General features: G+C 51.9%; 20 protein-coding genes. 4 read left to right on the top strand and 16 right to left on the bottom strand.

What is annotated here, in order from left to right; genetic code table 11:
• Window positions 1-45: 45 nt before the first annotated feature.
• The 3 genes from PRIO_RS06775 to PRIO_RS06765 form a co-directional block, all read right to left on the bottom strand.
• Entirely contained in the window at window positions 46-804 is a 759-nt protein-coding gene (locus tag PRIO_RS06775; RefSeq protein WP_020427635.1) for a DUF3600 domain-containing protein, read from the bottom strand.
• On the bottom strand, window positions 794-1,378 hold the full coding sequence (locus tag PRIO_RS06770; RefSeq protein ID WP_020427636.1) for a sigma-70 family RNA polymerase sigma factor: 585 nt from the start codon (window positions 1,376-1,378) through the stop codon (window positions 794-796). The genes PRIO_RS06775 and PRIO_RS06770 overlap by 11 nt, the downstream gene beginning before the upstream one ends.
• A 565-nt stretch (window positions 1,379-1,943) precedes the next feature.
• Window positions 1,944-2,615, bottom strand: a complete 672-nt coding sequence (locus PRIO_RS06765; protein WP_020427637.1) for an O-methyltransferase — start codon at window positions 2,613-2,615, stop codon at window positions 1,944-1,946.
• A 122-nt stretch (window positions 2,616-2,737) separates the two neighbouring features.
• On the opposite strand from PRIO_RS06765, the gene PRIO_RS06760 reads away from it, so the two are divergent.
• The 3 genes from PRIO_RS06760 (at window position 2,738) to PRIO_RS06750 (ending at window position 5,681) form a co-directional block, all read left to right on the top strand.
• Entirely contained in the window at window positions 2,738-3,634 is an 897-nt protein-coding gene (locus PRIO_RS06760) for a LysR family transcriptional regulator (RefSeq protein WP_039787249.1), read from the top strand.
• Window positions 3,635-3,763: 129 nt separating this feature from the next.
• On the top strand, window positions 3,764-4,897 hold the full coding sequence (locus PRIO_RS06755; protein WP_020427639.1) for a stalk domain-containing protein: 1,134 nt from the start codon (window positions 3,764-3,766) through the stop codon (window positions 4,895-4,897).
• A 4-nt stretch (window positions 4,898-4,901) separates the two neighbouring features.
• Complete coding sequence (locus PRIO_RS06750; protein WP_020427640.1) at window positions 4,902-5,681, top strand: TatD family hydrolase; 780 nt, start codon at window positions 4,902-4,904, stop codon at window positions 5,679-5,681.
• A 60-nt stretch (window positions 5,682-5,741) separates the two neighbouring features.
• On the opposite strand, the gene PRIO_RS06745 is transcribed toward PRIO_RS06750, so the two are convergent.
• From PRIO_RS06745 to PRIO_RS06680, 13 genes are all read right to left on the bottom strand, one after another.
• Entirely contained in the window at window positions 5,742-7,022 is a 1,281-nt protein-coding gene (locus tag PRIO_RS06745; protein WP_020427641.1) for a B12-binding domain-containing radical SAM protein, read from the bottom strand.
• 38 nt (window positions 7,023-7,060) lie between these two features.
• Window positions 7,061-7,645: a histidine phosphatase family protein gene (locus PRIO_RS06740; protein WP_020427642.1), complete on the bottom strand. Its 585-nt coding sequence runs from the start codon at window positions 7,643-7,645 to the stop codon at window positions 7,061-7,063.
• Window positions 7,646-8,023: 378 nt separating this feature from the next.
• Entirely contained in the window at window positions 8,024-9,298 is a 1,275-nt protein-coding gene (locus PRIO_RS06735; RefSeq protein ID WP_046501584.1) for an MFS transporter, read from the bottom strand.
• 85 nt (window positions 9,299-9,383) lie between these two features.
• Window positions 9,384-10,538, bottom strand: a complete 1,155-nt coding sequence (locus PRIO_RS06730; protein WP_020427644.1) for a winged helix-turn-helix domain-containing protein — start codon at window positions 10,536-10,538, stop codon at window positions 9,384-9,386.
• 45 nt (window positions 10,539-10,583) lie between these two features.
• Window positions 10,584-11,330: a YjgB family protein gene (locus PRIO_RS06725; protein WP_020427645.1), complete on the bottom strand. Its 747-nt coding sequence runs from the start codon at window positions 11,328-11,330 to the stop codon at window positions 10,584-10,586.
• A gap of 1,170 nt (window positions 11,331-12,500) precedes the next feature.
• Window positions 12,501-18,386: a chitobiase/beta-hexosaminidase C-terminal domain-containing protein gene (locus tag PRIO_RS34715; RefSeq protein WP_052741420.1), complete on the bottom strand. Its 5,886-nt coding sequence runs from the start codon at window positions 18,384-18,386 to the stop codon at window positions 12,501-12,503.
• 233 nt (window positions 18,387-18,619) lie between these two features.
• Window positions 18,620-19,570, bottom strand: a complete 951-nt coding sequence (locus PRIO_RS33735) for a MerR family transcriptional regulator (protein WP_052741419.1) — start codon at window positions 19,568-19,570, stop codon at window positions 18,620-18,622.
• 73 nt (window positions 19,571-19,643) lie between these two features.
• Window positions 19,644-20,348, bottom strand: a complete 705-nt coding sequence (locus PRIO_RS06710) for an alpha/beta hydrolase (protein ID WP_020429851.1) — start codon at window positions 20,346-20,348, stop codon at window positions 19,644-19,646.
• A gap of 48 nt (window positions 20,349-20,396) precedes the next feature.
• The gene (locus PRIO_RS06705) at window positions 20,397-20,825 is read right to left on the bottom strand and encodes a hypothetical protein (protein ID WP_020429850.1); all 429 of its coding nucleotides are present in this window, start codon (window positions 20,823-20,825) and stop codon (window positions 20,397-20,399) included.
• Between the two features lie 127 nt (window positions 20,826-20,952).
• Window positions 20,953-22,779, bottom strand: coding sequence for a ribosomal protection-like ABC-F family protein (gene abc-f / locus PRIO_RS06700; protein ID WP_020429849.1), 1,827 nt, complete (start codon window positions 22,777-22,779; stop codon window positions 20,953-20,955).
• Between the two features lie 408 nt (window positions 22,780-23,187).
• Window positions 23,188-23,496, bottom strand: a complete 309-nt coding sequence (locus tag PRIO_RS06690; RefSeq protein WP_020429848.1) for a hypothetical protein — start codon at window positions 23,494-23,496, stop codon at window positions 23,188-23,190.
• A gap of 192 nt (window positions 23,497-23,688) precedes the next feature.
• On the bottom strand, window positions 23,689-24,177 hold the full coding sequence (locus tag PRIO_RS06685) for a GNAT family N-acetyltransferase (RefSeq protein ID WP_020429845.1): 489 nt from the start codon (window positions 24,175-24,177) through the stop codon (window positions 23,689-23,691).
• Window positions 24,178-24,282: 105 nt separating this feature from the next.
• Window positions 24,283-25,188 (bottom strand): L,D-transpeptidase family protein, encoded by a 906-nt coding sequence (locus PRIO_RS06680; RefSeq protein ID WP_020429843.1) that lies wholly within the window; start codon window positions 25,186-25,188, stop codon window positions 24,283-24,285.
• 196 nt (window positions 25,189-25,384) lie between these two features.
• On the opposite strand from PRIO_RS06680, the gene PRIO_RS37430 reads away from it, so the two are divergent.
• Window positions 25,385-25,876, top strand: coding sequence for a hypothetical protein (locus tag PRIO_RS37430; RefSeq protein WP_020429842.1), 492 nt, complete (start codon window positions 25,385-25,387; stop codon window positions 25,874-25,876).
• Window positions 25,877-25,893: the final 17 nt, after the last annotated feature.

Below are 25,893 nucleotides of genomic sequence, written 5' to 3'. Positions count from 1 at the left end.
TTTCGGAGTTGAAGCTGCTTCCTTGATCCGTGGCAGTCTTTTTCCTTATGAGCTTGGCTTAAGCTGAACACCCAGCTTCTTCAGATAAGGGTTCAGCTCCTCGATCAACCGGTCCTGGCTGCTCTGGTCTGCTTGGGTTAGCCGATCCATATGAATGCTGCCATCCGGGTCAGTTACTTTGGCATTCAGCACTTTCAATTCGCCGATTAACCGCTGGACCTCGTCCAGTTCCCCGCCGCTGAAGGTCTTCTGTGCTTTGGCAAGCTGCTGGTCCCAAAACGCATCGGGGTCCACCTGCTCCACCGGTTGCTGCGGTTTTTTTGGGTTCTTCAACTTGCTGAAATAGGGCTCAAGCTCTGCCCCCAGCCGGTTATAACGCTCCCGGTCCTTCGCACTCAGCTTCTCAGGATGAAGCATCCCGGACGCATCGGCAATTTGCAGGTTGAAGCTGCCGAGCTTGTGCAGCAAGGAGATCATTGTATTGAAATCCTCCTCGCTCAGACTCTGCTTTGCCTGCTGAAGCTTGGCTTCAACTTGCTCATATTGCTCCAGCGTTCCTCCATTTTGAACAAAGTTATCCTGTGAGCCATACATCGAATCACTCAAATAATGATACCCGGCATAGGCTCCGGCCGGGATCACCAACGATGCTGCCAGTATCGTAGCTATCAGCCATTTTTTCATGCGTCTGCCCCCTTTTCCGGGTTCAATCCTGTCCAGGATCTTCCCCTTCAGTTCCGGTGGGGCGCTCCAGCCTTCAGTTTCTGCTTGCAGCGTCCGCCGCAGATTCTCTTCAAGACTCATGCAGATCCTCCACCTTCCCTATTCTAATGGTGTCAGCCTTTTGTTTCCGTCGCAGCTTCTGCAGTGCAGCATGAATGCGCGATTTAACAGTTCCCAGCGGGATACCGAGAATGGCAGCAGCCTCTTCCTGGGAATATTCCTGCAAGTAGTGCAGAACAATGACCTGCCTCAGCTTGTATGGCAGACTGTTCACTTTATCCATCAGCATTCGGCTGGACAGCCTGTCAATAACTTCCCCGGCAACATCTGCATCCTGGATCTCGCTGGTATGCTCCGCTTTCTTGCTTATCCGCAGCTGTCTCCAGCCCTTTCGCCGGTACGCGTGAACCTGCCGCATCACCAGTCCCATAAGCCAAGGTCTGAACGCCCGGCTCTCATTATACTGCTTAAGCGAGCGGTGCAGCTCGAGATAGATATCCTGCACCACATCGTCCGCATCGGATGGCTCGGAAACGAGGAAATGCACGGTCCTGTAGACATCGCGAATGGTCGCTTCGTATAATTCACCATAGGCTTCACGACTGCCGGCCAGCGTGCGCGTTATGAGCTGCGAATATTCGGTTTGATCTTCCATTCCGTCATTCCCCCTCAGGCTTACACTATGTATTGGAAGGAAACGCCCAGATCGTTCGATTTATTTTGGCTGAAAAAGTAAACTTAATTCCCTCCACCCCGCTTCCCCGCCAATGCTTTAACTTTGCCTGGAGAACTCTGTATGAATCCTTCGGCAATTCCAAGTGGAAAAAGGGTCACTAATTTACCTGAACACCCTATTCTTCGCAGGTTAAGTGGAAAAAGGGTCACTAATTCGGCTCATTTCGCTCCTTACGTAGGAATATGACCCAATTAAGTTTCCTTTTTCCACTTAAACCTCACAATTGTTGATTTTGGGGAGAAATAAGCTCCCTTTTTCCAACTAGCATTACCACCTGTGTCTTCGCAAGCCCCAGTTGGAAAAAGGCTTTCGAATCTGGTTAATATCCGTCCTTTTGGGTGAATTCGCTCTGATTGTATGGCTATAATTGTATTGATATCAGGATAGTTCACAACATGGTGTCTGCATCACAGGCGTTGCCAGGGAATGCTGAAGTATGGTATAGCTTTCCGATCCGCAGGCGTGCATTATTTTGACTCATTTTTTATCCGGAGATAACCCCCAGAACAAATCCATCATATCCTTTGCTGCCTACGGTTTGTAGTGCTGTCGCCTCTACCCGCGGTTCGGCTGCCAGCAGGTCTATAAACTGACGAATGCCCTGCACCCGGTCATCCTTGCTGTCGGCCTGAACCACCTCACCGCCGCGTACAACATTGTCCGCTACTATAACCGCTCCCGGACAGGCCAGCTTCAGCGCCCACTTCAGGTAGTGCGGATTATTGGGCTTGTCGGCATCGATAAAAATAAAGTCAAAAGGCGCAGCCCCCCGCGCTTCCAGCGCTGCCAGAGACTCCAGCGCCGGCCCTTCAATGATCTCCGTTTTATCGGCTAATCCTGCCAGTCTCAGATTATCCAACGCCACCACGACATGCTTATGCTCGTATTCGAGTGAAACCAGTCTGCCTGCTTCCGGCAAGGCCCGGGCCAGCCAGATGGTGCTGTAGCCTCCCAGCGTGCCAATCTCCAGAATGTTTGCCGCCCCTTTCATCTTGGCCAGGAGATACAGCAGCTTCCCCTGATTCGGGGCAACATCAATCGCCGGCAATCCGGCTCCTGCATTCGCATCCAGCACAGTATCCAGCACCGGATCGGCTGGCAGCAGCCTGCTGTTGAAATATCCATCAACCTCGCTCCATGTATTCATTTCTCCCATGATATGATTCCTCCTTTATGTTGTGTATTGGATCTGTCTTTAATATAAGATACAATGAATCATAATACTAATATATGTTTTTGTGTGTTACATATATTTATGTTATGAAAGAAGGGATACTTATTAACATCCATGCCCTGAGACTGTTTTATTATGTGGCCGAGACCGGGAGCGTTACAAAGGCGGCAGCCCGGCTGAATATCAGCCAGCCGGCAGTGACCAGCCAGATCAAGAAATTCGAGAAGGATCTGGGGCTGCCCCTGTTCAATCCCAGTGGACGGGGAGTCTCGCTTACCCCCTTTGGGATTGAACTGGCTAAGCAGGCTGGCAATTTCTTCACCTACGAGGAACAAATTGATGAATTTGTAGAGGACTACCGCCACGGCCGGAAAGGCAAGCTCCGCATTGCCGCCACTTATCTTCCGGCCAATTTCCTGGTTCCTGGCTGGGCTGCCAGGTTCAAAGCCGGCTATCCGGAGATTGAAATGGAGATTACAACAACCAATTCCCAGCAAGCTTTTGAACAACTGAAGCGCCATGAAGCCGACGTCGCCTTCTATGGAGGGGGAGCACAGGACAGGCCGGAGGATATCGATTGGCTGGAGCTTTTTGAGGATGAGCTGTGGTTCGTGGTGTCCCCTTCCCATCCCTACGCAGGCCGTACCGTGTCATTACAGGAGATGATGCTGGAGCCGTTCATTATGCGGGAGGAGGGCAGTTCAACCCGGGCACGTCTTGTCTCGCTGTGTGTTACCTATGGTTTAAAGCCTCCGCAGGTTACTTTGCAGTTCAGCGGTCTGGGCGAAGCCATCCGCTCGGTCATGGCCGGATACGGTGCCAACTTTATTTCTTCTCTGGCTGTGCGGGAATATGTGGAACAGAAGCGGCTGTCCCGGGTGCAGGTAGAAGGCATTCAGCTAAGCAATCATATTGCCATCTGCACACGAAGCCATGAATCCGTGCCTCCAGCTCTGCAGCAATTCATTGACATCTGCCGCAGCTTTCCGCCTGAATTGTAGTGACGGCTTCTTTTCTTGCATAAAACGTAACATTCCTGTCTTCTTATTGTTAACGGATCGTGTCCCCGGAGCGGAAAATATACAGTATAATTGTATTGATTGGAACTTTTAGACTCTGGAGGTTATTCTGTGAAAAAAATACTGACCGCTTCCGCTCTCGCCTTGCTGATCGCCGGGTGTGCGGCAGCTCCGACTATAGATTCTGTATCCGCAGCTGCACCGTTAACACTGTCGGTAGACGGCCAATCCGTTCTGCCCAAGCTTCGCCCTTTTTATTCCGGAGAGTTATTGTATGTCCCGGCCAGAGCGCTGCTGGAATATTACCCGGTTGAATTGAAATGGGATAATGCACACAAGAAACTCAGCTTAACCACAAACAGCTCCCGTTCGGTTCTGTCACCCGGCAGTTCAGCCATGCAGGTTCAATATACGCAGACTGACGGAGGTTATGTGGACAAGCTGGAGGGGCCGGTCCTTCTCAAGGAGGGGCATGTGTATGTTTCTGCCGGGACGGTGTCCTTGCTTACCGGGGCGGAAGCCAAGCCTGCTGCTTCTGGAAATACCGTATCCATTACATCAGGAGATGTCAGCACATCCGTGCGGGTCCTCAAGGAACCCCTTGCAATTGCAGCGGGCAGCTCCGGTAAGGCCAAGCTGTATACGGCCCGGAAGCAAGGCAGTACCTATAAAGGATTCATGCTCGAAGTGAACGGCAGGAAGCACAGCTTTAACTGGGAATCCCCCAGACTGGTGTCTTACCCGCCGGAACTTCACTATGCCGATGTGGATGATGACGGGAAGCCGGAAGCTATAGTGATCTTAAGTCTTGGTACAGGAACGGGTATTTCCCAAGAGGAGCTCCATGTGGTCAAGCCGGAAGTGTGGAAGGAGCTAGCGGTGCCCACAGCGGAAAAGGCAGCCTCCGCCGCTGTCTCTTCCAGAATCACCTTGGACAACAGCGATGTTGTGGTACGGCTTGAGCTTGCAGGCGCTGCCCCATCCAAGGTTACCTTGCGGCTTCCTGGACGGGCAGGAGACGGCGGTCTGGATCATTTCGGCACAGAGGCAGGAATCGGGGCAGTCACCCATTATAAAGTGGTGAATGGCAAGCTGAAGGCGGAGACCAGTGTTAATGCAGGAATTGGGGAGAGTATGGGGACATTGATGCTGGACTACAAAGCAGGCAATGGAGGAATGGTACTGGATACGATCCGCTTTCAACCTCATGACACCACTGAGCAGTATGTGGAGAAGGAGCAATGAAGCGATGATTGATGCTCATATACATCTGGAGCAATATGAGGATTCCGAGCTGCAGGCCATGCTGCCCGGGTTGCTGGAGCAAGATATCCAATCGCTCGTCGCGGTCTCGATGAACCTTGATTCCTGTATCCGTACACAAGAAATCGCCGCCCGGTATCCGGGCCGGGTAAAACCGGCCTACGGATTTCACCCGGAGCAGCCGGCTCCAACGGAGTCTGAGCTTGCGGCACTGTTGAAGTGGATCAGTCAGCATGCAGGGGAGATGGTGGCTGTAGGCGAGATCGGGCTTCCCTACTATTCAAGGGCTGAGGCGCTGGCACGCGGGGAAGCTTTTGAGCAGGAGCCTTACCTCCGGGTACTCGATAACCTGCTTGCTTTGGCAGCCCGCCTGAACAAACCGGTGGTGCTGCATGCTGTCTACGAGGACGCTATAACCGCCTGCAATCTGCTGGAGAAGCATGGCATTGCCAGAGCGCATTTCCATTGGTTCAAAGGTCCGGAAGAAGCGGTCACGCGCATGATTGAACGCGGCTACCATATCTCCTTCACCCCGGATATTGTATATGAGCCGGAGATCCGGGAGCTGGCACGGCGCTACCCGCCGGGGCTGGTCATGGCCGAGACGGACGGGCCTTGGCCGTTCGAAGGCCCCTTTGCCGGACGTCCAACCCGCCCGGCGATGGTTCATGATGTTGCCGCCGCCTGGGCAGAGCTGCATGGGTATTCTGCCGCCCAGGCGAAGGCGATGCTGACCGCCAATACGGCGCGCTTTTATCAGCTGTAGCAGACGGCTGGCTTGCCCGTAACCCTGTACCTTGACCGCACAAACGTCCACAGCCTCACCTCAGCCCCGCTTGATCGCCAAGCGGTAACCCAGGTTCATGACAAAGTTATAGACCGGATGTGTTCCCGACACCCGCATCCGGCGGATGAACGAAGGCAGGGAATAGAAGCGCCGCCGGAAATCAAGATAACCCTCATATAATTGCTCGGAAGTCATGCCGGCGGGATGGAATACCACATCGGTTTTGCCGTTATAGAGGCTCCAGTCCTCGTGAAGCAGGCGCTGCTCCCTCTTCATCCGGGCATATATCGGTGTCCGGGGCAAGGGTGTCAGCAAGCTGACCGTCACCCCGTCAATCCCCAGTGCTTCGCAGCCCTCAAGGGTCTGCCGGAAGGAATCCGGCGTATCCTCATCGAACCCGAATACAATGCCGGCTTGGATCATGATGTTATGCCTGTGCAGCTTGCCGATAATGTCCCGGTAGGCATCTACCCGGTTCATTCCCTTGTTCACCCCCCGCAGTGCCGCCGGTGAGAAGGATTCCAGGCCTACGAACAGGTACAGGCAGCCTGCGGCACTGGCTTTTTCCAGCAGCTCATCGTTGTTGCAGTCAGCCAGGGTCACCTGCGCCGCCCATTTTTTACGCAGCGGCCGCAGCTGCTCCATCACCTCTATGGCATGGGCTTTGTCTGCGAAAAAGTTGTCATCCCAGAACACAAAAAACCGCGATTTCATCAGGGAAATCTCATGAATCACTTCGCTGACCGGCCGGGTACGGAAACGGTTGTGGTAGATTTGCTTCAAGTTGCAATAGGAGCAGTTGTAGGGACATCCCCGGGTGGAGATAACGGCCCCCTTCATCAGCGGGTTTCTGTGCAGGAGATCCCATCTGGGCAGCGGCAGGTTCGTCAGCTCAGGAATGGCATCCGAACGGTATTCGGTTTGATATTTGCCCTGATAGAAATCCTCAAGCAGCTGCGGCCAAGTGGCCTCTGCCTCTCCAATGACAATGATATCGCAGTGCTCCGACACCTCTGCGGGGAGCAGCGTGGCATGGGGACCGCCCATCACCACTTTGGCTCCAGCCGCCTGAAATTTCTCCGCCATCTTGTAGCAATGCCCGCTGTTCGGCGTATTTACTGTGATCGCTACCAGATCGAACTTCCGGGTGTAGGGGATTTGCTGCTGATATTCATCCACAAGCGTAATCTTATATTTAGCTTCATCTATGAAACCAGCCAAATAAGGCATCGTAATCTGCACGAAATTGTTGAACTGCTTCCTCCGGAAGCTGTTAATCTTCTGATTTTCCGGCTGGATGAGCAGTATGCTTTTTTTCATAGGTCACCTGCCTGCTCCTCATTCTTCATTATGTACGGTCAGTCATCAAGCGGCATTCTTTGCACATGACTAAGCAATCCATCCTTCATTTCCATCCGGTAAATATCCGGTTTGCGGGTCTGCAGCAAAAAATCCAGCCCGTATTCCTCAGCGAACTCATTCATCATCAGCGTCATGACCATCCCGTGGGTGCCAATCACGATTCTCTCGCCCGGATGATTGCGCAGAATCTCCTTCAACGCCTTTACGGCCCGCTCTTTGCAGACACGGTTCGACTCCCCGCCGTCTTCCAGCACAAAATCCGGCTCCGCGAACATTTGCTCCAAAAAAGGATACAGCTCCGGGTCCTGCAGCGTACGGTCGTCTTCCGTCCAGCATTTTTCTTTTAAATCCTCGACCTTATGAATCTCTTTGCCCAGCGCCCCGGCCAGGCCCGCAATCGTATCTACTGCCCGGGTATACGGACTGCTGTATAAGGCATCTATGCCTTCACCCAGCAGCCGCTGCGTTACTCTCTGCGCATCCTTCTCACCCTGGGCTGATAGAAAACGCGATCTTTCGTTGCCCGATGTTTTGAGCGAATCTCCATGCCGCACCATGTAAATATAAGTGGTCGTTGTCATTTTGTTCCTCCTGATAATACAAAAACGATCTTCATTTACATATTCGCCCGGCCGGGCCCGTCTCCTCCATATCAAAGGAAAAAAGCCCCTGAGGGCTTGGTGCTACTCTGGCTCTGGCTCTGGCTCTGGCTCTGGCTCTGGCTCTGGCTCTGGCTCTGGCTCTGGCTCTGGCTCTTAAGTGTATTTTGTGCAGCTATATCTGAGTAATCCAGGAGCTATCGGAGTTTAAATGTATTACTTACAATTAAAAAAGACCATTTCCGTGAATATGAGCAAAAAGTGATTTTTAGTTGCATGAACTGCAGTTAAAAGCCATATTGGCTTGAATAAGGCCGAATTAGCTGTACAGACTGCAGTTACCCGTGTCTCCTAGCCAAATCAACTGTGCTCCACCATGGGCTGCACACTCTCCCGCTTAGCTTCAGGCCAGAGCACCCGGCCAAAAAGCACTCCGACGAGCCCTAGAAGCACTTGAACCATGCCAAAATTCATAAAGATCCGGCCGGGTCCGGCCACCTGAACCAGCCAGCCTCCCAGAAGAGGCGCTGTAATCATCACCAGACCGAGTATGCTGCTCTGGATGCCGAAGATGCGGCCGGTCATGTGGGGCGGGGTTTCTTTTTGCAGACAATAATTGAAGGCCACGAAAAAGCTTCCATTCCCGAGCCCCAGTATTAATCCGAACAACAGCACCCAAATCACAGAAGCCCCCGGCTGAAGCAGGCCGAGCCCGCCGACAGAACCGCCTATCAGCACATAGCCCATTCCGAGCCGTAGTCCATAGCTGGTTCCCGGTTTCAACTTGCCCAGAAGCAGAATAACAGATACGGCCCCGACCCCGGATGCGGCAACCATCCAGCCCAGCAGGGATTCATTCGCCGGTGATATCACACGGAACAGGCTGGTGAACTGAAAATCAATGATCTGGATCGCCAGCGCCCCTGTGAGTCCAAAGAGCATCGTATGCAGCAACAGTCTGCTGCGGAGCATAAAGCTCCAGCCCTCAGCCCACATCTTGCGCAGCGGAACCCGTTCTTCCTGCACCTCCGCCGCCGGGTGTTCATCCCCGGTATGGATGTTTTTTACCGAGAGCAGCAGCAGATAAGAGCCTACCCGGAATATGGCGTTCAGGAGGATACACCACTGCGGGCTGAGCAGCGTAAGCGCCACACCGCCCAGCAGAGGACCGGCGATTTTGGAGCCCTGGTTGACGATCCCGTTCAGCGAGGTGGCCTGAAGCAGCTGATCCTCTCTGACGATGCTCCGGGTCATGGACTGCTGGGCCGGAACATTCAGCGTGGAGAGTGCCGAGCGCAGCGCCAGCAGCGGCAGCAGCCACACCATATTGGGTGCGAACAGCACCAGGACGGTCAGGAACGCAGTAAGCAGATCACACATGCGCATCAGCTTCAGCTTGTTCAGCCGGTCGGCGGCCACTCCCGCCACAGAGCCGAGCAGAACGCTGGGCAGCGCCACCGCTACCGGAATCAGCGCCAGCATCAGCGGACTGGCATGCCAGCGGTAACCGACCAGGACCTGAATCGCCAGCGAATCGAACCAATCCCCGAAGGCTGCTGTGGCGTAGGCACTGTACACGCGCATATATACTTTGTTGTGCAGCAGGCTGTTCCCCTGCTTGACGGAAGCTTCCATCTGTCATTCCTCCATAGTTGCATTTAGAATCATAGAACAGGTTATTCGTATGACCCTACTGTAACGGAGAATTGTCAGAGAAAGATCAGAGGGATTTCAGGACCTGCTGCATAGTGTCCTCCAGAGACTGGCTGAACCTGTTCAACCCGGATTGCTCCAGCTCTGCCACAAATATTTCTTCATATTTATGCTGCAGTGCTTTTGGGGGAGGGAACATACGGCAAAAATGCACAATCCGGTACAGCGAATATAGCCGAAGGGGAATGAATCCAGACATCTCCAGCACCTGCAGCCCCTCACTGAGCAGGTTCTCTGCTTCACGCCATTGTTCCAGCCGCAAACTCCAGAGTCCCTTCACCACTTTATAGCTCCCGATCTCCCGGAGAAAAGGTTTTTCCTGCAGGATGACGCCAATCGCTTCATCCATCCGCTTAAGCTCCTCATCTCCGGTGCCGGCCGTCAGATGCACGAACAGCTCCGTAATCAACGTCACGGGAATGAAATTATCATAACCAAGCTCAGCAATGACCTGATGGGAACGTTTCAGACGCTCCAAAGCCCGCTCCGGTTGCCCCGCAAGGGTGAACAGGTCCAGAATGGTGAGAATCTCCAGCTCCAGCTGATAGTTAGGGTACACCAGCTTCAGTTCAATCACCTGCTCACAATACGCAAGCCGCTCCTTCGGATCGCCGGAGAGAAAGTAAAAGATCATCAGATAAAATAACCGTTCCTTGAGCGGAACTTCATCTGTATGCAGCAGCCATTCCAAATCTCCCTGCACAAAATGAATGACCATGGAATACACCGAGTCCAGCTCATAGCCAAGGATATCCTGCTGGCGCGCCAGCGTTACCATGGATTTGCCCTGGCCATATACATGAAATTTGGAAAATACGCTGCGCATGGTTTCCCGCAGCTCCGGATCATTCATTGCCGGATTTAGGGCTACACCGGCAGGAGTCCCCGGAACGGCAAGACTGTAGCCGAACCCCCGGACAGTCTTGATGTCCAGGCCGCTGAGGACATGCAGCTTTTTGCGCAGACGGTAGATATGGTCGTCCACCGTGCGTTCTACCGGATACTCCAGCGGCCAAACATGGTCCAGCAGCTGCTCCCGGCTGAAGGTGCGTCCAACATTGCGGTACAGAAACTGCAGAAGAGCGAATTCCTTGGGCAGCAGTGTAATCGTAATCCCGTCTGCCATCACTTTGTATTCGCTGTTGTTTAATTCAAGATGCATAGCCGAACCTCTTTTCCAAGGATAAGTCCATGGAAGTATTATAGCTTATCCGGCCATATTGTTAATTGAATCCTGTTCAGAAAATACAGAGATATGATCCACCGTACCCGAGGCCTCCGGAATGATGAATTTCAGCTCATATTGCTTGCCTGCCTGATACATGTAGATTTTATCGCCGCCGTTCACGGCTGTTTTCTCCGGTTCGCCGAGCACAGCTTCAATCTCCTTCAGTGTCAATTTCTGCAGATCGGCGGCGCTGGAGCGGACGTCAAAAATCCGGCTGCCTTTATTGAAGCCGATGACGACATGTTGTTTGCTGTACGTTGCGTATATCCCCTTGCCCGCAGTCTCTTTGGTGTCCGGCTCGCCCCAGGCAGCCTCCACGTCGTCAATTAATCCGGTGTGTGCGGCATATTCCACACCAGGCACTTTGCCCTCCCGGGCCAGTTGGAGGAGCTCTTCAAGCAGCTTGCTGCTGTCTTGAGGTGCTGCCGCCGACGAGGCCCCTCCGCCAGGAGCACTGGGCGAAGCGGTAGCCGATGCTTCCGCCGGGGCTGCGGACGGTGCTGAGGAGCTGCTTGCTCCCGGCTGCGGGGCTGTCGGGGCTTCCGTTGCCGAAGCAGCTGCCGGTGAGGCGGTTGCTGCATCGTTGCTGCCGGAGCTGCTTGCTCCCGGCTGCAAGGCTGCCGGTGAGGCGGTTGCCTCATTGTTACTGCCGGAGCTGCAGCCGGTAAGGCCCAGCATACCCGCTAATATTAGAATTCCGGTAATTGTTTTCAATGAGTTTGTCATGGTTGTCATCTCCTTGAGTAAGTTAGTCTCTCTGCATAGACGGCTGTTAGTTCAGACGACCGGCTGTAAGTAAAGGTTGCAGCAATAAGCGATTGTCCCACCAAGCAGACACTGCTTCACCTTCTCCAAAAGGGATACCCGTTCCAGCGGGAAATATACGGAAGATTTGTAGCCTGAAACATATAAATCCACATATTTGCACAAAACGGCTACCCCGTCCTTGCACAAAACAGCTACCTTTTCCTTGCAAAAAACAGCTACCCTTTCCTTGACTGAATAAGACAGCCGTTTTGGATTTCTGTTTTGGATTTCTGTTTTGGATTTCTGTTTAGCGTTGCCTGGAGCCCTGTATGGATCGTTTGGCAATTCCAAGTGGAAAAAGGGTCACTAATTTGCTGGAACACCCTATTCTCCACAGGCGAAGTGGAAAAAGGATAACTAATTCGGCTCATTTCGCCCCTGACGAAGGAATACTGCCCAATTAAGTTTCCTTTTTCCACCTTAATCTCACCAATTGTTGATTTTGGGAAGAAATAAGCTCCCTTTTTCCCACTAAATAATTTGAACTTAAAAAAGCAGGAATGGAAGCAACCAGGCCTATCCAGATGCGGAGGCGGATGCCGATATGAGTCCGATGCGAGTGGATGAGCCCGATGCAAATCTCTTTCTAAATTAGGCCAGAACTCGCATTCTGTCCAGAAATAACGATGCCCGATTCATACGACTATGTTATGGAAGCCTCGAATTTTGGCAAAGCCAAAATTGAGGGCCTTCTCCGAGATTTCATCGTCTGAAGTGCCGCCAATGGGCGGCATGAATGTCTATTGCACTCTCTGCAGCAGAATACCCCATAATTCAATCAAAAAACTCCATCTATTGCACTCTGTACATTAGAATCCCTTGGAAAAACCGTTTTGGACGCTATATCCGAAAATCTGTTGCACGAAATACAGCAGAAGGCGATTCGACGCAGGATCATTGGTATTCTACTGCACAAAGTGCAGTCATGCAAAGAATCCACTGTGGTTATCTCACAGGAAGATTACAAATCTCAAGTTCAATCTCTATAACACTGCTCACCTCCTTCCCCAAAACATATAAGTCCTGGCTTATATTTAGAAAAAAACACCCCGGCTGCCAAGCAGCCGGAGGTGTTAGAGTGAGTTTTAGTTATATCAGATTGGACTTCTGCAGCAATCTTTGGACAATAGCAGCAACCTCAGCTCTAGTAATATACGCCTGAGGTGCCAGCTCAGAAGCACTGCGTCCGGAGACAATGCCTGCCTCAATACTGTCGGCAGCGCCGCTCTGCGCCCACTGCGAGATTTTGCTTGCATCCTTGAACGGACTCAGCAGCTCTGCTGACGATTGGACCGGAAGCTTGTCTTTTAACGAGGTAAGCTTCATCGCCTTGGCTATGATTGCCATCGCCTGTTCCCGGGTGATCTTGTCCGCCGGACGGAAAGTACCATCTTCAAATCCATTGATCAGATGATACGCATAAGCTGTTTGAACCGCACTGCTGTACCAGGCTCCGGCCTTCACGTCCGCAAATGAAGCGGCGCTGCTGTCCAGCTTCAGTCCCAGTCCGCGTACGATAACTGCGGCAAATTCAGCACGTGTAATATCGGCATCGGGATCGAACAGCCCATTTCCGGTACCGTCAATAATCATCCGCGAACCCATGTTATTTACGATATCCTTAGCCCAATGTCCGGCCACATCCTTGAATTCAAGCGGATGCCAGATGATCGAATAGGTGCTGTTGGTGAGACTGTTCACTTTTGCATAATACTTTTGGTCCATAGTAGTAACCCTGGTTGGCACATGTCTTACCGATCCATTGGGCTCCACTACGATGGCTGTGGTAATTTTATTCGGGTCCACTCCATCCGGAAGGGCTATTTGCCGTTCTACGTAGGCACTGAATTTGGATATTTCGACGGTTTGGCCGCCATATTCAGCCCGCACCACAAAATTGAGCGGTGGCGCAACCAACGTGAATCCTCCCTGCACCGCAGAGTTTTCTACCGTTTTTAACGTATCCTCCGCAGGGGCAGCAATTTCAAGTTTGACTTTGATATCCCCCAAAGCAGCGGCGGTACCGAACTGGCTTCGGATCGCGTCCATATTGATTTGCCCGGCGGGCAGGGTGTAAGTTGCATTTTCACTTTTCAACTCTAATACTGCCTGTTTGTCTTCCATGTCTTTAACCATTTGGCCGTTCAGCTCGGCAATGACAATATCCGATTTCACAGTTACCGGAATCGTAACTACAGCGCCTTGGCCTTCTGCTGCAAGCTTTTCTTCCAGCTTAGCCTGATCAATGGCTACAGTCAGAGCCGTCTGCCCATTTACTGTAGCGGTTGTTATTGTTCCGGCATTCTCCACCTTGCCATTTACAAGAACATTAAAACCTGTTACAGCCGGTGGTGGTGCTGCTGGTGTTGCTGGTGTTGCTGGTGCTACAGGCACGGAGGGCGGAGTGTCTCCGCCACCGCTGGAAGGAGCGATAGGCGTTACGGTATTCGACAAGGCAGAGGTTGTGCTGCTGCCTGCGCTATTAATTGCTTTTACCGTAAAAGTGTACGCCGTCCCGTTAGTGAGTCCAGTTACCGTAATGGGACTTGCTGTTCCATAAGCAACAATATTTCCCGGTGAGGAGATCACCTCATACCCGGTAATCGGACTGCCTCCGTCTGAATCAGGGGCCGTAAAGGATACCACCGCCTGCCCGTTTCCGGATACGGCTGTTACATTGGTTGGTGCTCCCGGAGCTGTCTTTGGCGTAGCGCTTAGTTCATTGGAGGCTGCGCTGTCCCCTTCAGCATTGGCTGCTTTGACTACAAAATAATAGGTTGTTCCATTCAACAGATTCACCGCATTATAGCTGTAGACAGACCCGCTGACGGTAGCAATTTCGCTGCCGTATTCCGTATCGGCCAGTCTTTGGAAGATTTTATACCCTGTCGAGCCTTCCACGGGTGTCCAGATTAATTGGACCTGGGCGTTGCCGAATACTGCGGACTGGAGAAGAGGTACTCCGGGAATTGGAACCGTTGTGTCGGTAATCGTTATATCCAAAGTCTGCGCTGCTCCTGCACTAAATCTGAAGGTTAAGCTGGTGGTGCCTGCCGCCAAAGAAGCGAGATACGTTTTAGAGATCGTTACCGTACTGCCGGACAGCGTATAATCCGTTCCCGCAGTAAGATTGGCTATCCCGTTTGAGATTCCAATAAGGGTATTTCCGTTCAATGTCAATTCAATGGTCACGTCGGCCTGTTGAGTCTGTTTTTTGTCAAAAGCGGCACTCACCGGGCTAATGATACTGTCCAGTTCCGGTTCAGTAGAAAGCGTGTAGGCTTCGCTCATGACGGCACTGTCCGTCATCCCCGCCTTCACGGCGATGGCCTTGATCGTCACCGCACCGGTGACTGGAATCGGCCCGCTGTACACTGGGCTGCTGCTCGTCGGCACGCTGCCGTCCAGCGTGTAATGGATCGCCGCTCCGCTCGTCGCACTGCTCAGCGTAACCGTCGTGCCCGGTGCCACCGCACCTCCGGCTGGATTCGCGGTCGGCGCTTCGACCTGCGCCATAATTGTATACGCTTCGCTCACCACGGCGCTGTCCGTCATCCCCGCCTTCACGGCGATGGCCTTAATCGTCACCGAACCGGTGACTGGAATCGGCCCGCTGTACACTGGGCTGCTGCTCGTCGGCACGCTGCCGTCCAGCGTGTAATGGATCGCCGCTCCGCTCGTCGCACTGCTCAGCGTAACCGTCGTGCCCGGTGCCACCGCACCTCCGGCTGGATTCGCGGTCGGCGCTTCGACCTGCGCCATAATTGTATACGCTTCGCTCACCACGGCGCTGTCCGTCATCCCCGCCTTCACGGCGATGGCCTTAATCGTCACCGAACCGGTGACTGGAATCGGCCCGCTATACTCCGTGCTGCTGCTCGTCGGCACGCTGCCATCCAGCGTGTAGTGGATCACCGCTCCGCTCGTCGCACTGCTTAGCACAACCGTCGTGCCCGGTGCCACCGCACCTCCGGCTGGGTTCGCTATCGGCGCTTCGACCTGCGCCATAATTGTATACGCTTCGCTCACCACGGCGCTGTCCGTCATCCCCGCTTTCACAGCGATGGCCTTGATCGTCACCGCTCCGGTGACTGGGATCGGCCCACTGTACACTGGGCTGCTGCTTGTTGGCACGCTGCTGTCCAGCGTGTAGTGGATCGCCGCTCCGCTCGTCGCACTGCTCAGCGCAACCGTCGTGCCTGGTGCTACCGCACCTCCGGCTGGATTCGCTGTCGGCGCTTCAACTTGCGCCATAATCGTATACGCTTCGCTCATGACGGCACTGTCCGTCATTCCCGCCTTCACGGCGATGGCCTTGATCGTCACCGCTCCGGTGACCGGGATCGGCCCGCTGTACACTGGGCTGCTGCTCGTCGGCACGCTGCCGTCCAGCGTGTAGTGGATCGCCGCTCCGCTCGTCGCACTGCTCAGCGCAACCGTCGTGCCTGATGCTACCGCACCTCCGGCTGGATTTGCCGTTGGCGCTTCGACCTGTGCCATGATCGTATACGCTTCGCTCATGACGGCGCTGTCCGTCATCCCCGCTTTCACAGCGATGGCCTTGATCGTCACCGCACTGGTGACCGGGATCGGCCCGCTGTACACTGGGCTGCTGCTCGTCGGCACGCTGCCGTCCAGCGTGTAATGGATCGCCGCTCCGCTCGTCGCACTGCTCAGCGCAACCGTCGTGCCCGGTGCCACCGCACCTCCGGCTGGGTTTGCCGTTGGCGCTTCGACCTGTGCCATGATCGTATACGCTTCGCTCATCACGGCACTGTCCGTCATTCCCGCCTTCACAGCGATGGCCTTAATCGTCACCGCACTGGTGACCGGGATCGGCCCGCTATACACTGGGCTGCTGCTCGTCGGCACACTGCCGTCCAGCGTGTAATGGATCGCCGCTCCGCTCGTCGCACTGCTCAGCGCAACCGTCGTGCCCGGTGCCACCGCACCTCCGGCTGGATTCGCGGTCGGGGCTTCAGCTTGCGCCAGGGTACCCGTTGTCGTCATAACCAGTTGTGAATTCCCGGAAAGAAGCACTTTTTCATCCGCCTCCATCAGCGAATAGATCGCATTCGGATCAATGGAAGACATATCCACACCGGCATTCTGCCAGGTCGAACCGTGGTCGGCAGTGTAATATACGACGGGAGTATTGCTGCTGTCATAGGCCAGCATATAGAGGTTATTGCCTTTTTGCCCCAGCATGGCTGAGGATGAAAAATAGGTATACGTCCCCGTTAAGGTCGGACTGCTCCAAGTGGTTAGATCCTCGCTGGAACGGGAAAACACCTCATATGTGCTTGAATCATAACCGGTCAAAACATATTTGCTTCCATCATACAGAAGGTTATTGAAACCGTCCGTCTGGTTGGGGTATGCCCCGGAGCGGTTGGACCAGGTTTCCCCGTCCGCGGATGTCCAAATGCTGGCAGCATTCAAATAACCTTCATCACTATACCCGTATCCCAGAGCAATAAACTGATTATTGGTGTAGGCGATGGAGTACACTGCGTCTATCGACTGCACGGGCAGCGCGGGTTCATGCCAGGAAACACCGTCTTCCGATGTTTTTATTTTGGGACCTCCCGCCCCGGAGCCTACCGCAACGAATTTCCCATTGCCAAAAGCGATATCCGATAGAGTAGTCGAATCATTTATGCCGCTGCGCAGCGTCCAGGTCGTTCCGTCCGGCGAGGTGGCAAGCGCTGTGGTCGTCTGATTCGTCTCCCCGACTGCGACATAAGTGTTATTTCCGTATGCAGCTGCATTGAAGCCTGTCGTCCTCGGGGACAGCGTTACCTCATTCCAATGTGCAAGATCCGCCGAGTTCCAGATCGCCCCATCGCCGCCTGTTTTCCCGACTGCAACATACTGTGATCCACTGCCATGAACAATCTCTGTAAAAGCTCCGCCCCATTTATAACGCCAATCCGCGCCATCTGAGGATACGAGCATTCCTTCATTGCCCAAACGGAAATATTTTCCGTTCAGATAACGGGCATTCTGTGTGACAAAATAATTTTTGAACGGCTGCATGGTCCATGTGGTTCCGTTCGTTGAGGTGTACACTGCTCCATAGTTTGGAGATTCATAACCGAACATGTAATACTTGGTACCATCGTAAAAGCCATTAAACATCTGGTTGTTATGTTGAGAGGCATTTTGTTTAAAAGGAGGGCCTAGCAGCGTAAATGTGGAGAGATCCGTAGAGGTCCAAATGTAGGCCCTAGGATCTGAAATATAATAGCGGTCATTCATCCAGGTCACCATGTTGGTGCCAATGGACTGTCCTTCGGCGGTTGAGGGCTGGGCCGAGGTCCAGGCCGTGCCATTTGTGGTGGAGTAAATTCTTCCGTTCGCCCCTCCTACCGCTAACCGGGTGCCGCCATTGCCTACGGTTACTTTGGTTAAAGTGAGCGAGGAGTCCACACCTGTTGGAACGATTGAAGTCCAGTTGATCCCGTCCGGTGAGGTCAGCAGCTTCCCTTGTGTTGTCGCGTAGAAGGCGCTGCTTCCATTAAAAGTGAGAAATTCAGTACTCCAGATTCCAGAGGTGACCCCAGAACTGCGCTGAGTCCACGTGTTGCCGTCCGGCGAGGTCAGAATCACCCCTTCACTTCCCGTAACAACAAATAAACCATTCCCATAAGCCGCCCCGTTAAAAGTAAAAGAACCTGGAGCCGTCACACCCGTGTAATTAATGTCGGCTTTGGTTTTTACGTTCACCCAGGTTTCGGCATCTGCCGATTTGATAATGGCCCCGTAATAGCCGACTGCAATATACACGTTGTTGCCGTAAGCCATCGCTGACATTGCATTTGAAGGCAAGCTGCTATAGCTCGTTGTTGTGAAACTGTCCGGTGTAGGACCCGCAGCGTACAAATCTGCCGGACGTAAACAGAAAAACACCGCAATTCCAAGCAGGAACATTCCGATAAGCGAATGTCTTGAATGTTTAAAGCTCCTTTTCATAATTCTGCCTCCAATAATTTTAATAAATCTAAGATGGCCGGGCATGTAAACCCTTTAACGATTCCATAATTCGACAGGTATCGGCATAATTCCTTTAATTTTTATATTAAAAAATGATAATAAAGAAATTTTATTTTAAGCCGCAGCTTCCCCGTCCCCTGAGCATAAAAAAAGAGCATTCAGCGGATTTCTCCGCCGAACTGCTCCAGGGATATTTTGCCTTAACGGGCCATTTATTCAGCGATAGTTATCTTTCCTTCATCATCCACTTTAATATTTGATAAGTTTGAAAATTTATTAAATTCCTCCATCTTTGCACAGTACATAAAATAAGTTTTACTTAAAACTTTTAGATTTCCAACAAACTTATCATAGTACCCAATATCACTCATTATTCCCTTCATACCTTCCGATAAATTTGACATTCTTTTATAGGCTGCACGCAAATCAGCATCGAGGTTAACCCGATTAATGTATTCGGAAATTTTTTCTTTTTCGTTTATTAATCCTACGTCCGTCATGTTAAGCCACTTCTCTACATTCTGATTAATATAACTTTCATATTTTTCAATATCTTCATTGGTCAGTTCTTCGTATATCCCTACCACTTCTTGGGGATAATTTATCACTTCAACTTCATCTAAAAATTTTACTATAGAAAACCAAGCTTCCTCTTTTTCTGGCGTATCTATAGGTTCATTTAAGAAAGAACTGAATTGCATGGTCAACATTCTGCCAAAGTTCCCTGGAAATATACGCTCTAACTGCTTTTTCATAAAGCCCTCTCTGCTTCGCTCATCCAACTCAAGGGATTTATTCAAAACCGATAGTTTTTTTGTTAATTGTGGAAGTCCAATCTCATCCGAATCCAAACCGTTTAAGCATGACCGAAGAACATTTCTACTTTTTTCAAGTCTTCTAGCCTCGCTGTCCAGTCTTGCCAGATGCTGTTCTAAATTATCTTTTAGCATTTGAGGGTTCGAAATTATTGCTTTAATATCTTTAAGGGGCACATCAAATTGTCTCAAAATTGAGATTTGCACCAATCGATCGGCATCACTTTCAGAATACTCCCGATAATTATTTTCAGGATTAACAGGAGGACTTATTAAGCCTTCTTCCTCATAATAGTTTATTGCTTTTTTGGTAAGGCCCGTAATATCCATAACCGTACTTATTCTCATCCAAAACACCTCCTTTCAAAATATAAGGTAATCCCCAAGGGAACAGTCAATAGCAATTGAACGCATAAACACATTACCCAATCTGTTCCTTCAGCCACTGCCGGAAAAATTGCAGCTGCTCTTTGGTGTGAAAATAATGTTCCCCCTGCTCCATCACCTTCAGTCCGCAATGAAAGCGGCTGGCAAACGCAGATACAACGTCAAACTCGCACAAGTTATCGTCAGAGCCATAAAGAATGGAAGTCGGCTTATGCCAAGCGTCAACCGGATGGGAGTTAACATAGCAGTAATAATCCCAATAGAGTGTCTGCCCAACGGGTGTAGCAACTTCTTGTTCAGCCTTTAATCTGTCCTCACTTATGCCGAACCATGCCATCATATTTTCAATAATTCTTTTCATGTCCAGCACCGGAGATAAGAACAGACACTGTTTAAGCGGCAGGTCACGATAAGCAAGCAAGCTGAAATACACCCCCATGCTGCACGCAAAAATACTTATATCATCCGATAGCCTTTGTGCATAACGCATGATTACATCCAGATCATGAACACAATTTTGGACTTTGCAGCTGTAGGCTTCTTCTTTGCGGTCACCGTGTTCGGGTAAATCAAAACTGATTACTTGATACCCTCGTCTTACTGCTTCCCCGGCAAATATAACAATCGCATCATCTGCTTTGTTTGACATATTGCCGTGGATAGCCACAAACAGCTTGTCTGACTGGTCTCCCCACAAAATTGCGGGGATCCCCTCTATTCTAAACTCCTGTTTTACCATCATATTTCTCCTCGTATATTAACGCCTCTGCATCCGTCTTTGCCATACTCACTGCTTCTGCACTTTAAAAGTAAACGTCCATGTCGCCGTATTTCCGGAATACCGCCCCCGGTTTTCGACTACAGTCACTTCCACGGCTTTGTTGATGGTTTTGGTCACTGCTGAGGCTTTGATAGAAGCAGTAGCTGTGGCGGATTCCGGGATCTTATCCTGCTCTTCCGCGTAGGCCTTCAGCTTCACGCTTTCTGTTGATTTCAGGTCCAGAACCACGGATGAGCCTTCGCTGATCTCTTTGCCGTTAATATACGCCGTGGTGTACCATTCATTGCCCACATGATTGTTTTCGGTCAGTTCTGCACTGACCAGGGTAACTTTGACCTTTATGCTTTTGGACGCCGCCGAAGTGGACTGTACCGGTACGGCCATACTGAACAGAAGCAGCAGCAGTACTATGATTCGAATTCCCTTTTTCTTCATTTGAGAGTGCCTCCCTCATATATTGGCTTTTCCCTTATTGATTTCGCCAAAATAGGACATGATCCTCTACCCAAGCTGTAATTTTTTGGTTTCTTTTCACTTTCTGCACCCACGAAGCGGGTGGGGTCTATTGCAGCCGTTGAATGGTTTGCCGCAGCTCAACAATTTCGGCCATCAGCTCCCGGTCCTCCTCCTCCGTCTCCCTGGGTTCACTGTGCATCAGCCGGGCCAGCCGCAGCTCCAGCAGCTGCAGTTCTCCTTCCCGCGATTGCTCATCCGGTGTAAGCATAAGGCTGCGCTCCTTGGCAGCATACTCTTCGTAAGTCCCCGGAAACAGCCGGGGCCTGCTTCCCCGTTCCAGCAGGAGCAGACGGTTGGCTACTGCAGCATGAAGGTACCGGTCATGCGAGACGATAACGAGTCCGCCGGGATAGGCGGCGAGTGCTTCCTCAACCCGTTCCCGGGTGTCGATATCCAAATAGTTGGTCGGTTCATCCAGCACCAGCAGGTTGGCACGTCCAAAATACAGCCGGAGGAAAGCCACCCGGCATTTCTCTCCAAGGCTTAAATCACCGATCCGCTTGAACACATCCTCCCTGCGGAACATGAAGCAGCCGAGAATGGTCCGCGCCTCCGTCTGGGTCATGCCCGGCAGTTCCAGCAAACTGTCCAGAATGGTTGAAGACAGAGGCAGATTATCCAGCTCCTGGGCAAAATAACCCACCCGCGTGCGGGGATGCCTGCGAATTTCGCCGCGGTCAGGTGCCAGCAAGCCGGCGATCAGCTTCAGCAGCGTGGACTTTCCGGCACCGTTCGGTCCCAGCACCGCGAGCCGGTCCCCGCGCCGCAAAGTCAGATTGAAGTTCTCCAGCAGTGCAGCACCTCCGCCGTAAGCATAACGAACACCACTCATATCCAGAAGAGCATCCCCCCGGAAAACTTCACCTTCCAATTTCATGCTTAGCTGTGGCGCGGCCTGGGGCCGCTCCACCCGGTTCAGCTCCAGGCGCTCCAGACTCGCTTCCTTGGCATGGAGCCGGGAGACGTTCTTCTTCGCTTTCGCGCGCCGGAAATCGTTCTGGCCGGCGGCCCGGTGAGCCTGCTGGAACCATTCGGCGTACCGCCGGATGCTCTCCAGCAGCTTTTCCTTCTCCAGCTCCTGCTTCCTGTACTGCACCGCCAGCGTCCGCGCCTCTATTTCCTTTTGCTCCCGGTACTTCGTGTAAGCTCCGGGATAGCGGCGGCAGCCTTGAGGGCCCAGCTCAAGCACTGCCGTCGCTGTCCGTTCAATAAAAGTGCGGTCATGGGAAACATAGAACACCGTTCCTGGATAATCCCGCACCCACTCCTCCAGCCAAGCCATCGTTTCCTCATCCAGATGGTTCGTCGGCTCATCCAGCACCAGCAGCTTCGGCTGACGGGCCAGCAAAGCAGCGAGTTGAACTCTTGTCTTCTGCCCTCCGCTGAGCTGGCGGTAAGGCAGGTTCCATACCGCAGCATCGAGCATCAGCTGACTAAGGCATTTCTCTGCCTTGGCCTCCCAGCCGTATCCGTCCAGCTGCAGATAGCGCTCGTAGACCTCTCCGTATTCGGCTACAAGTGCTTCATCCCCACCGTCTGCTTCCTGGAGCAGCCGCCCAAGCCGCTCTATTTTGCACTTGAGGTCATCCAGCTCAGGCGAACCGGACAATACATAATCCAGTGCGCTCATATCTGACTGAAGCTCCAGCTGCTGGTCCAGCACGCCCCACTCCTCCGGCGGCAGACCGTAATAGACGCTGCCTTCGTCAAAAGGATGCCGTCCAAGCAGCCCCTGCAGCAATGTCGTCTTGCCGATCCCGTTGCGCCCGAAGAGCAGCGCGCGCTCTCCCTCCGCAATTTCAAAAGAGACATTCGCGAACAGCGGGATGCCGTTCCATTCTTTGCGTATATTTTTAACTTTGATTAAGGTCATATCCATTCCTCCGCTTCCATGTAAATACAAAAAAACCGCAGCCAGCGGCCTGCGGCAGAGCATGTATGAAAGAGGAAAAGATGCCATGAAAACAGCACCGTGGACTGCACTGCCCGCGTAATGGCAGGGCAAGCCGTCAACTGTAGGCCGCGTTCATCTGTAATAAGCATCGTAAAGTCCCCGATCGACACACGTATCCCCTGACCGTACGCCCCAAAAAAGGCGTCCCGTGGCTTGTGCATAAGCACATCACTAGTTAATGGTCTTTTGAGCAGGAAACGTGTTAGTTATTCATCGATCCGGTGAACCTCCGTATTTGTCCGAAATGTACTAATGCTTACAGCATAGTCAATGCCACAGGCAGAATCAAGGTCAAGAACTGTTTTAGTTAAAGTCTCCCAACGTTAATTACTTTAGCAGCGGTACAGCAAACGGAAGCAGAATCAGCAGCAGAGAAAGACCGATCAAGCTGCGCGTCAAATGCTGTTCCAGTCTCTGATTTTTGTCTGACTCGAACCAGCCCCTGAACTGCCAATAGTTACGGTACAGCACAAAAAATAGAATAATATTCCCCACCACAGCGCTCCCGGGATATATTGTCCAGCCATACAACAGCTTAAATATAGCATCTTCCAGACCGCCCAGAAGGCCTATCGTTATTATCAGCAAAAGACACATCCGCAGCAGTTCCAGCACAAACGTTGCCAGCTTGCCCATACTTCCCTCCCCCTCCGTCTGCACAGGAACGCCGTCTCCGGTTTCAACGGAATCGCTGTACAGGCTGAACCATTATCCGTTTCAAAGTAAGGGATGCCATAACGCTTGGATAATTCTCTGGCCGTATAGGATTTCCCGCTCCCGCAGCCGCCTATGATTCGAATTCGGATTTTGCTCACCTTCCACTTTTTTTCACAGCGGACGCTGCATCTCTATCGCTGCTATTTTCTCGCCCATCTGATTAAACACTATCTTATACCCGCATGGGTTAAAGCCGTTTTTGCAATATAACAGCAGGGCTCTGGTATTGGTATTGTGGCAGTACAGCTTCAGGCTCTGAAGCCCGTGCGTAAACTTCGCCTCATTCATCATTGTATTGATCAGATAGGCCGCAGCGCCTGTGCTTCTGTATTCAGGACTGACCATGACATTTCCCAGCCAGCAGCTCCGGGAATCTTCGTCCTTATCATACAAATTTGCATACGCCAGCGGTTCAGAATTGCTGTCCGATATAACTACGGTTGGGCTGTACCGGTTCTCTAGTCCATGCAAAATCTGCTCCGGTGTGAGCGGATACTGGAATTTGGGGCCGGCGTAGAACAGCTCTTCCGGATTTCGCACGAAGCCACAGATGGCTTCCAGGTCCTCCGGCTTCAAGCTGCGGTAAGCTAAAGCGGGCATAAAAGGTTTCGCTCCTTCATTCGTTATGTCCCTCTAGGGGTCCGTATCCTTTTATCTTCAATATTTATCCTGTAATTCCTGCCGAACCGAAGCTGAAAATCCGCCTTAAAAAGTGACGGTGGCCTCCTGCTTGCTCCATTTGAATGAAAGACCAAACAGCTCTGTTAGGCTGCCCAGCGGCAGATACAGACGGTTGTTCACATTTTTGGACGCGGTCATGGATATCGTTGCACCCTGAACCACAGCTTTGGCGGTCAGCGGTTTATGCGTTACGGTCCGGTTGCCTATAGTGATTACCAGCGCGCCGGTTCCGGCTTCCTGCGTAAGTGTCCCCCCCAGTAAAGCTACGGTTTCTCTCAGCGGAACAAAAACACGGGAATTCACCAGGACGAAATCATTCTTCAGCTTCGAAGGCTTACCATTAATAATGAAGGTGCCTGCGAACGTTGTGGACCCGATAGAATAGCCGCTTTTCACAGCAATGCTCTCCAGACTGAGTGTGGAAGAGGTAATAACCACAGTTGTATTCTTGGCAATCTGCGGGTACAGCCAGTGGATATCATCGTTATGCATCCGGATACAGCCGGCACTGACATATTTTCCGATGGAAGATTCGTTATTATTGCCGTGGATCGCGTACGTTGTGCCCTTTGTACCGTTCACTTCCAGTCCCAGCCAACGGTCTCCCAGCGGGTTGGACGGATCGCCTCCGGGGATATGCTCCTTATAATAAGGCCTGTTTTTGATTTTGACGACAATTTTGAAGCTGCCTTCAGGCGTGAGGCTCTTGGATTTGCCTGTGGCAACCGGAAAAGTCCGGACCAGCTTGCCGCTGCTGAAATAGCCCAGCGTGTTCGTTTTTTTGTTCACAATAATCAGATCCGAGGCTGACGACGACGCTGCGGCCGCTCCTGTGAAACAAAACGTAAACAGAAGCATAAACGCAAGCGTGACCGTGATGCTGCGTCTCCAAAATGTCCTCGGTCTAGCTAAAAAATCGTGCAGATTCATGCTGCTCCTCCTTCAGGTTATGGGTCTTTATGGAAAGCTTTTTCTACATAGACGATAAGAACCCTCAAAAGTTGCTGGGCAGCCAGTACCTTTCTTGATCAGCTCGTCCCTGGACAACAACCATGAATAAACCGTACTTTCATCACAGATAATAACATCGCATTACAAAACAAAACCTGCCAAGGAGGCAATCACTTTGAATTCAAACATTTCCAGCCAGGTCAGCCAGTGTGAACAAATTATTCAGCAGCTGATCTCCCAGACACAACAGGCCAGCCAAAACTATCAGCAGCTTCTTCAACAGGAACAGCAGAATGTCGCTAAGCTTGAAGAATTGGCAGACCGTGAACGCAAAGCCAGCCAAATGATCCAACAGGCCCTGCAGGGTCATCAGACAGCTGTACAGCAGCTGCAGCATGCATCCCAGTTGGTTAGACAGGTGGAGCAGACTGCCCAGACTTCCAGCTTCGGCACCGGGGTTCAAGGATTCAGCACAGGATCACAAGGATTTAATCCATCCTTCAGCCCATCCTTCAACCCAGCCTACAATTCTTCCTTCAGCCAGCAACCATCACAAATGATGCACAGCCCGCTCAATTCATCCTTTAGTTCACAGCAGATGCATTCTCCACTCTCTTCAGGCCAATCCTATGGTTCTTCCATGAACCAGGGACGCAGCTTTCAGTAATAGCTATATAGATAGAA

The sequence above is a fragment of the Paenibacillus riograndensis SBR5 genome (assembly GCF_000981585.1).
In the GTDB taxonomy this organism is placed as follows: Bacteria; Bacillota; Bacilli; order Paenibacillales; family Paenibacillaceae; genus Paenibacillus_AQ; species Paenibacillus_AQ riograndensis.
This window is presented reverse-complemented; position numbering and strand designations above follow the sequence as displayed.

Coding starts and splice junctions, on each gene's coding strand:
- PRIO_RS06730 (WP_020427644.1), bottom strand. CDS start 10,538: ATGCATCTTGAATTAAACAACAGCGAATACAAAGTGATGGCAGACGGG.
- PRIO_RS06770 (WP_020427636.1), bottom strand. CDS start 1,378: ATGGAAGATCAAACCGAATATTCGCAGCTCATAACGCGCACGCTGGCC.
- PRIO_RS06750 (WP_020427640.1), top strand. CDS start 4,902: ATGATTGATGCTCATATACATCTGGAGCAATATGAGGATTCCGAGCTG.
- PRIO_RS06690 (WP_020429848.1), bottom strand. CDS start 23,496: ATGGGCAAGCTGGCAACGTTTGTGCTGGAACTGCTGCGGATGTGTCTT.
- PRIO_RS06705 (WP_020429850.1), bottom strand. CDS start 20,825: ATGAAGAAAAAGGGAATTCGAATCATAGTACTGCTGCTGCTTCTGTTC.
- PRIO_RS06680 (WP_020429843.1), bottom strand. CDS start 25,188: ATGAATCTGCACGATTTTTTAGCTAGACCGAGGACATTTTGGAGACGC.
- PRIO_RS06765 (WP_020427637.1), bottom strand. CDS start 2,615: ATGGGAGAAATGAATACATGGAGCGAGGTTGATGGATATTTCAACAGC.
- PRIO_RS06685 (WP_020429845.1), bottom strand. CDS start 24,177: ATGCCCGCTTTAGCTTACCGCAGCTTGAAGCCGGAGGACCTGGAAGCC.
- PRIO_RS06725 (WP_020427645.1), bottom strand. CDS start 11,330: ATGACAAACTCATTGAAAACAATTACCGGAATTCTAATATTAGCGGGT.
- PRIO_RS34715 (WP_052741420.1), bottom strand. CDS start 18,386: ATGAAAAGGAGCTTTAAACATTCAAGACATTCGCTTATCGGAATGTTC.
- PRIO_RS06740 (WP_020427642.1), bottom strand. CDS start 7,645: ATGACAACGACCACTTATATTTACATGGTGCGGCATGGAGATTCGCTC.
- PRIO_RS06710 (WP_020429851.1), bottom strand. CDS start 20,348: ATGGTAAAACAGGAGTTTAGAATAGAGGGGATCCCCGCAATTTTGTGG.
- PRIO_RS06775 (WP_020427635.1), bottom strand. CDS start 804: ATGAGTCTTGAAGAGAATCTGCGGCGGACGCTGCAAGCAGAAACTGAA.
- abc-f (WP_020429849.1), bottom strand. CDS start 22,779: ATGACCTTAATCAAAGTTAAAAATATACGCAAAGAATGGAACGGCATC.
- PRIO_RS06745 (WP_020427641.1), bottom strand. CDS start 7,022: ATGAAAAAAAGCATACTGCTCATCCAGCCGGAAAATCAGAAGATTAAC.
- PRIO_RS33735 (WP_052741419.1), bottom strand. CDS start 19,570: ATGAGAATAAGTACGGTTATGGATATTACGGGCCTTACCAAAAAAGCA.
- PRIO_RS06735 (WP_046501584.1), bottom strand. CDS start 9,298: ATGGAAGCTTCCGTCAAGCAGGGGAACAGCCTGCTGCACAACAAAGTA.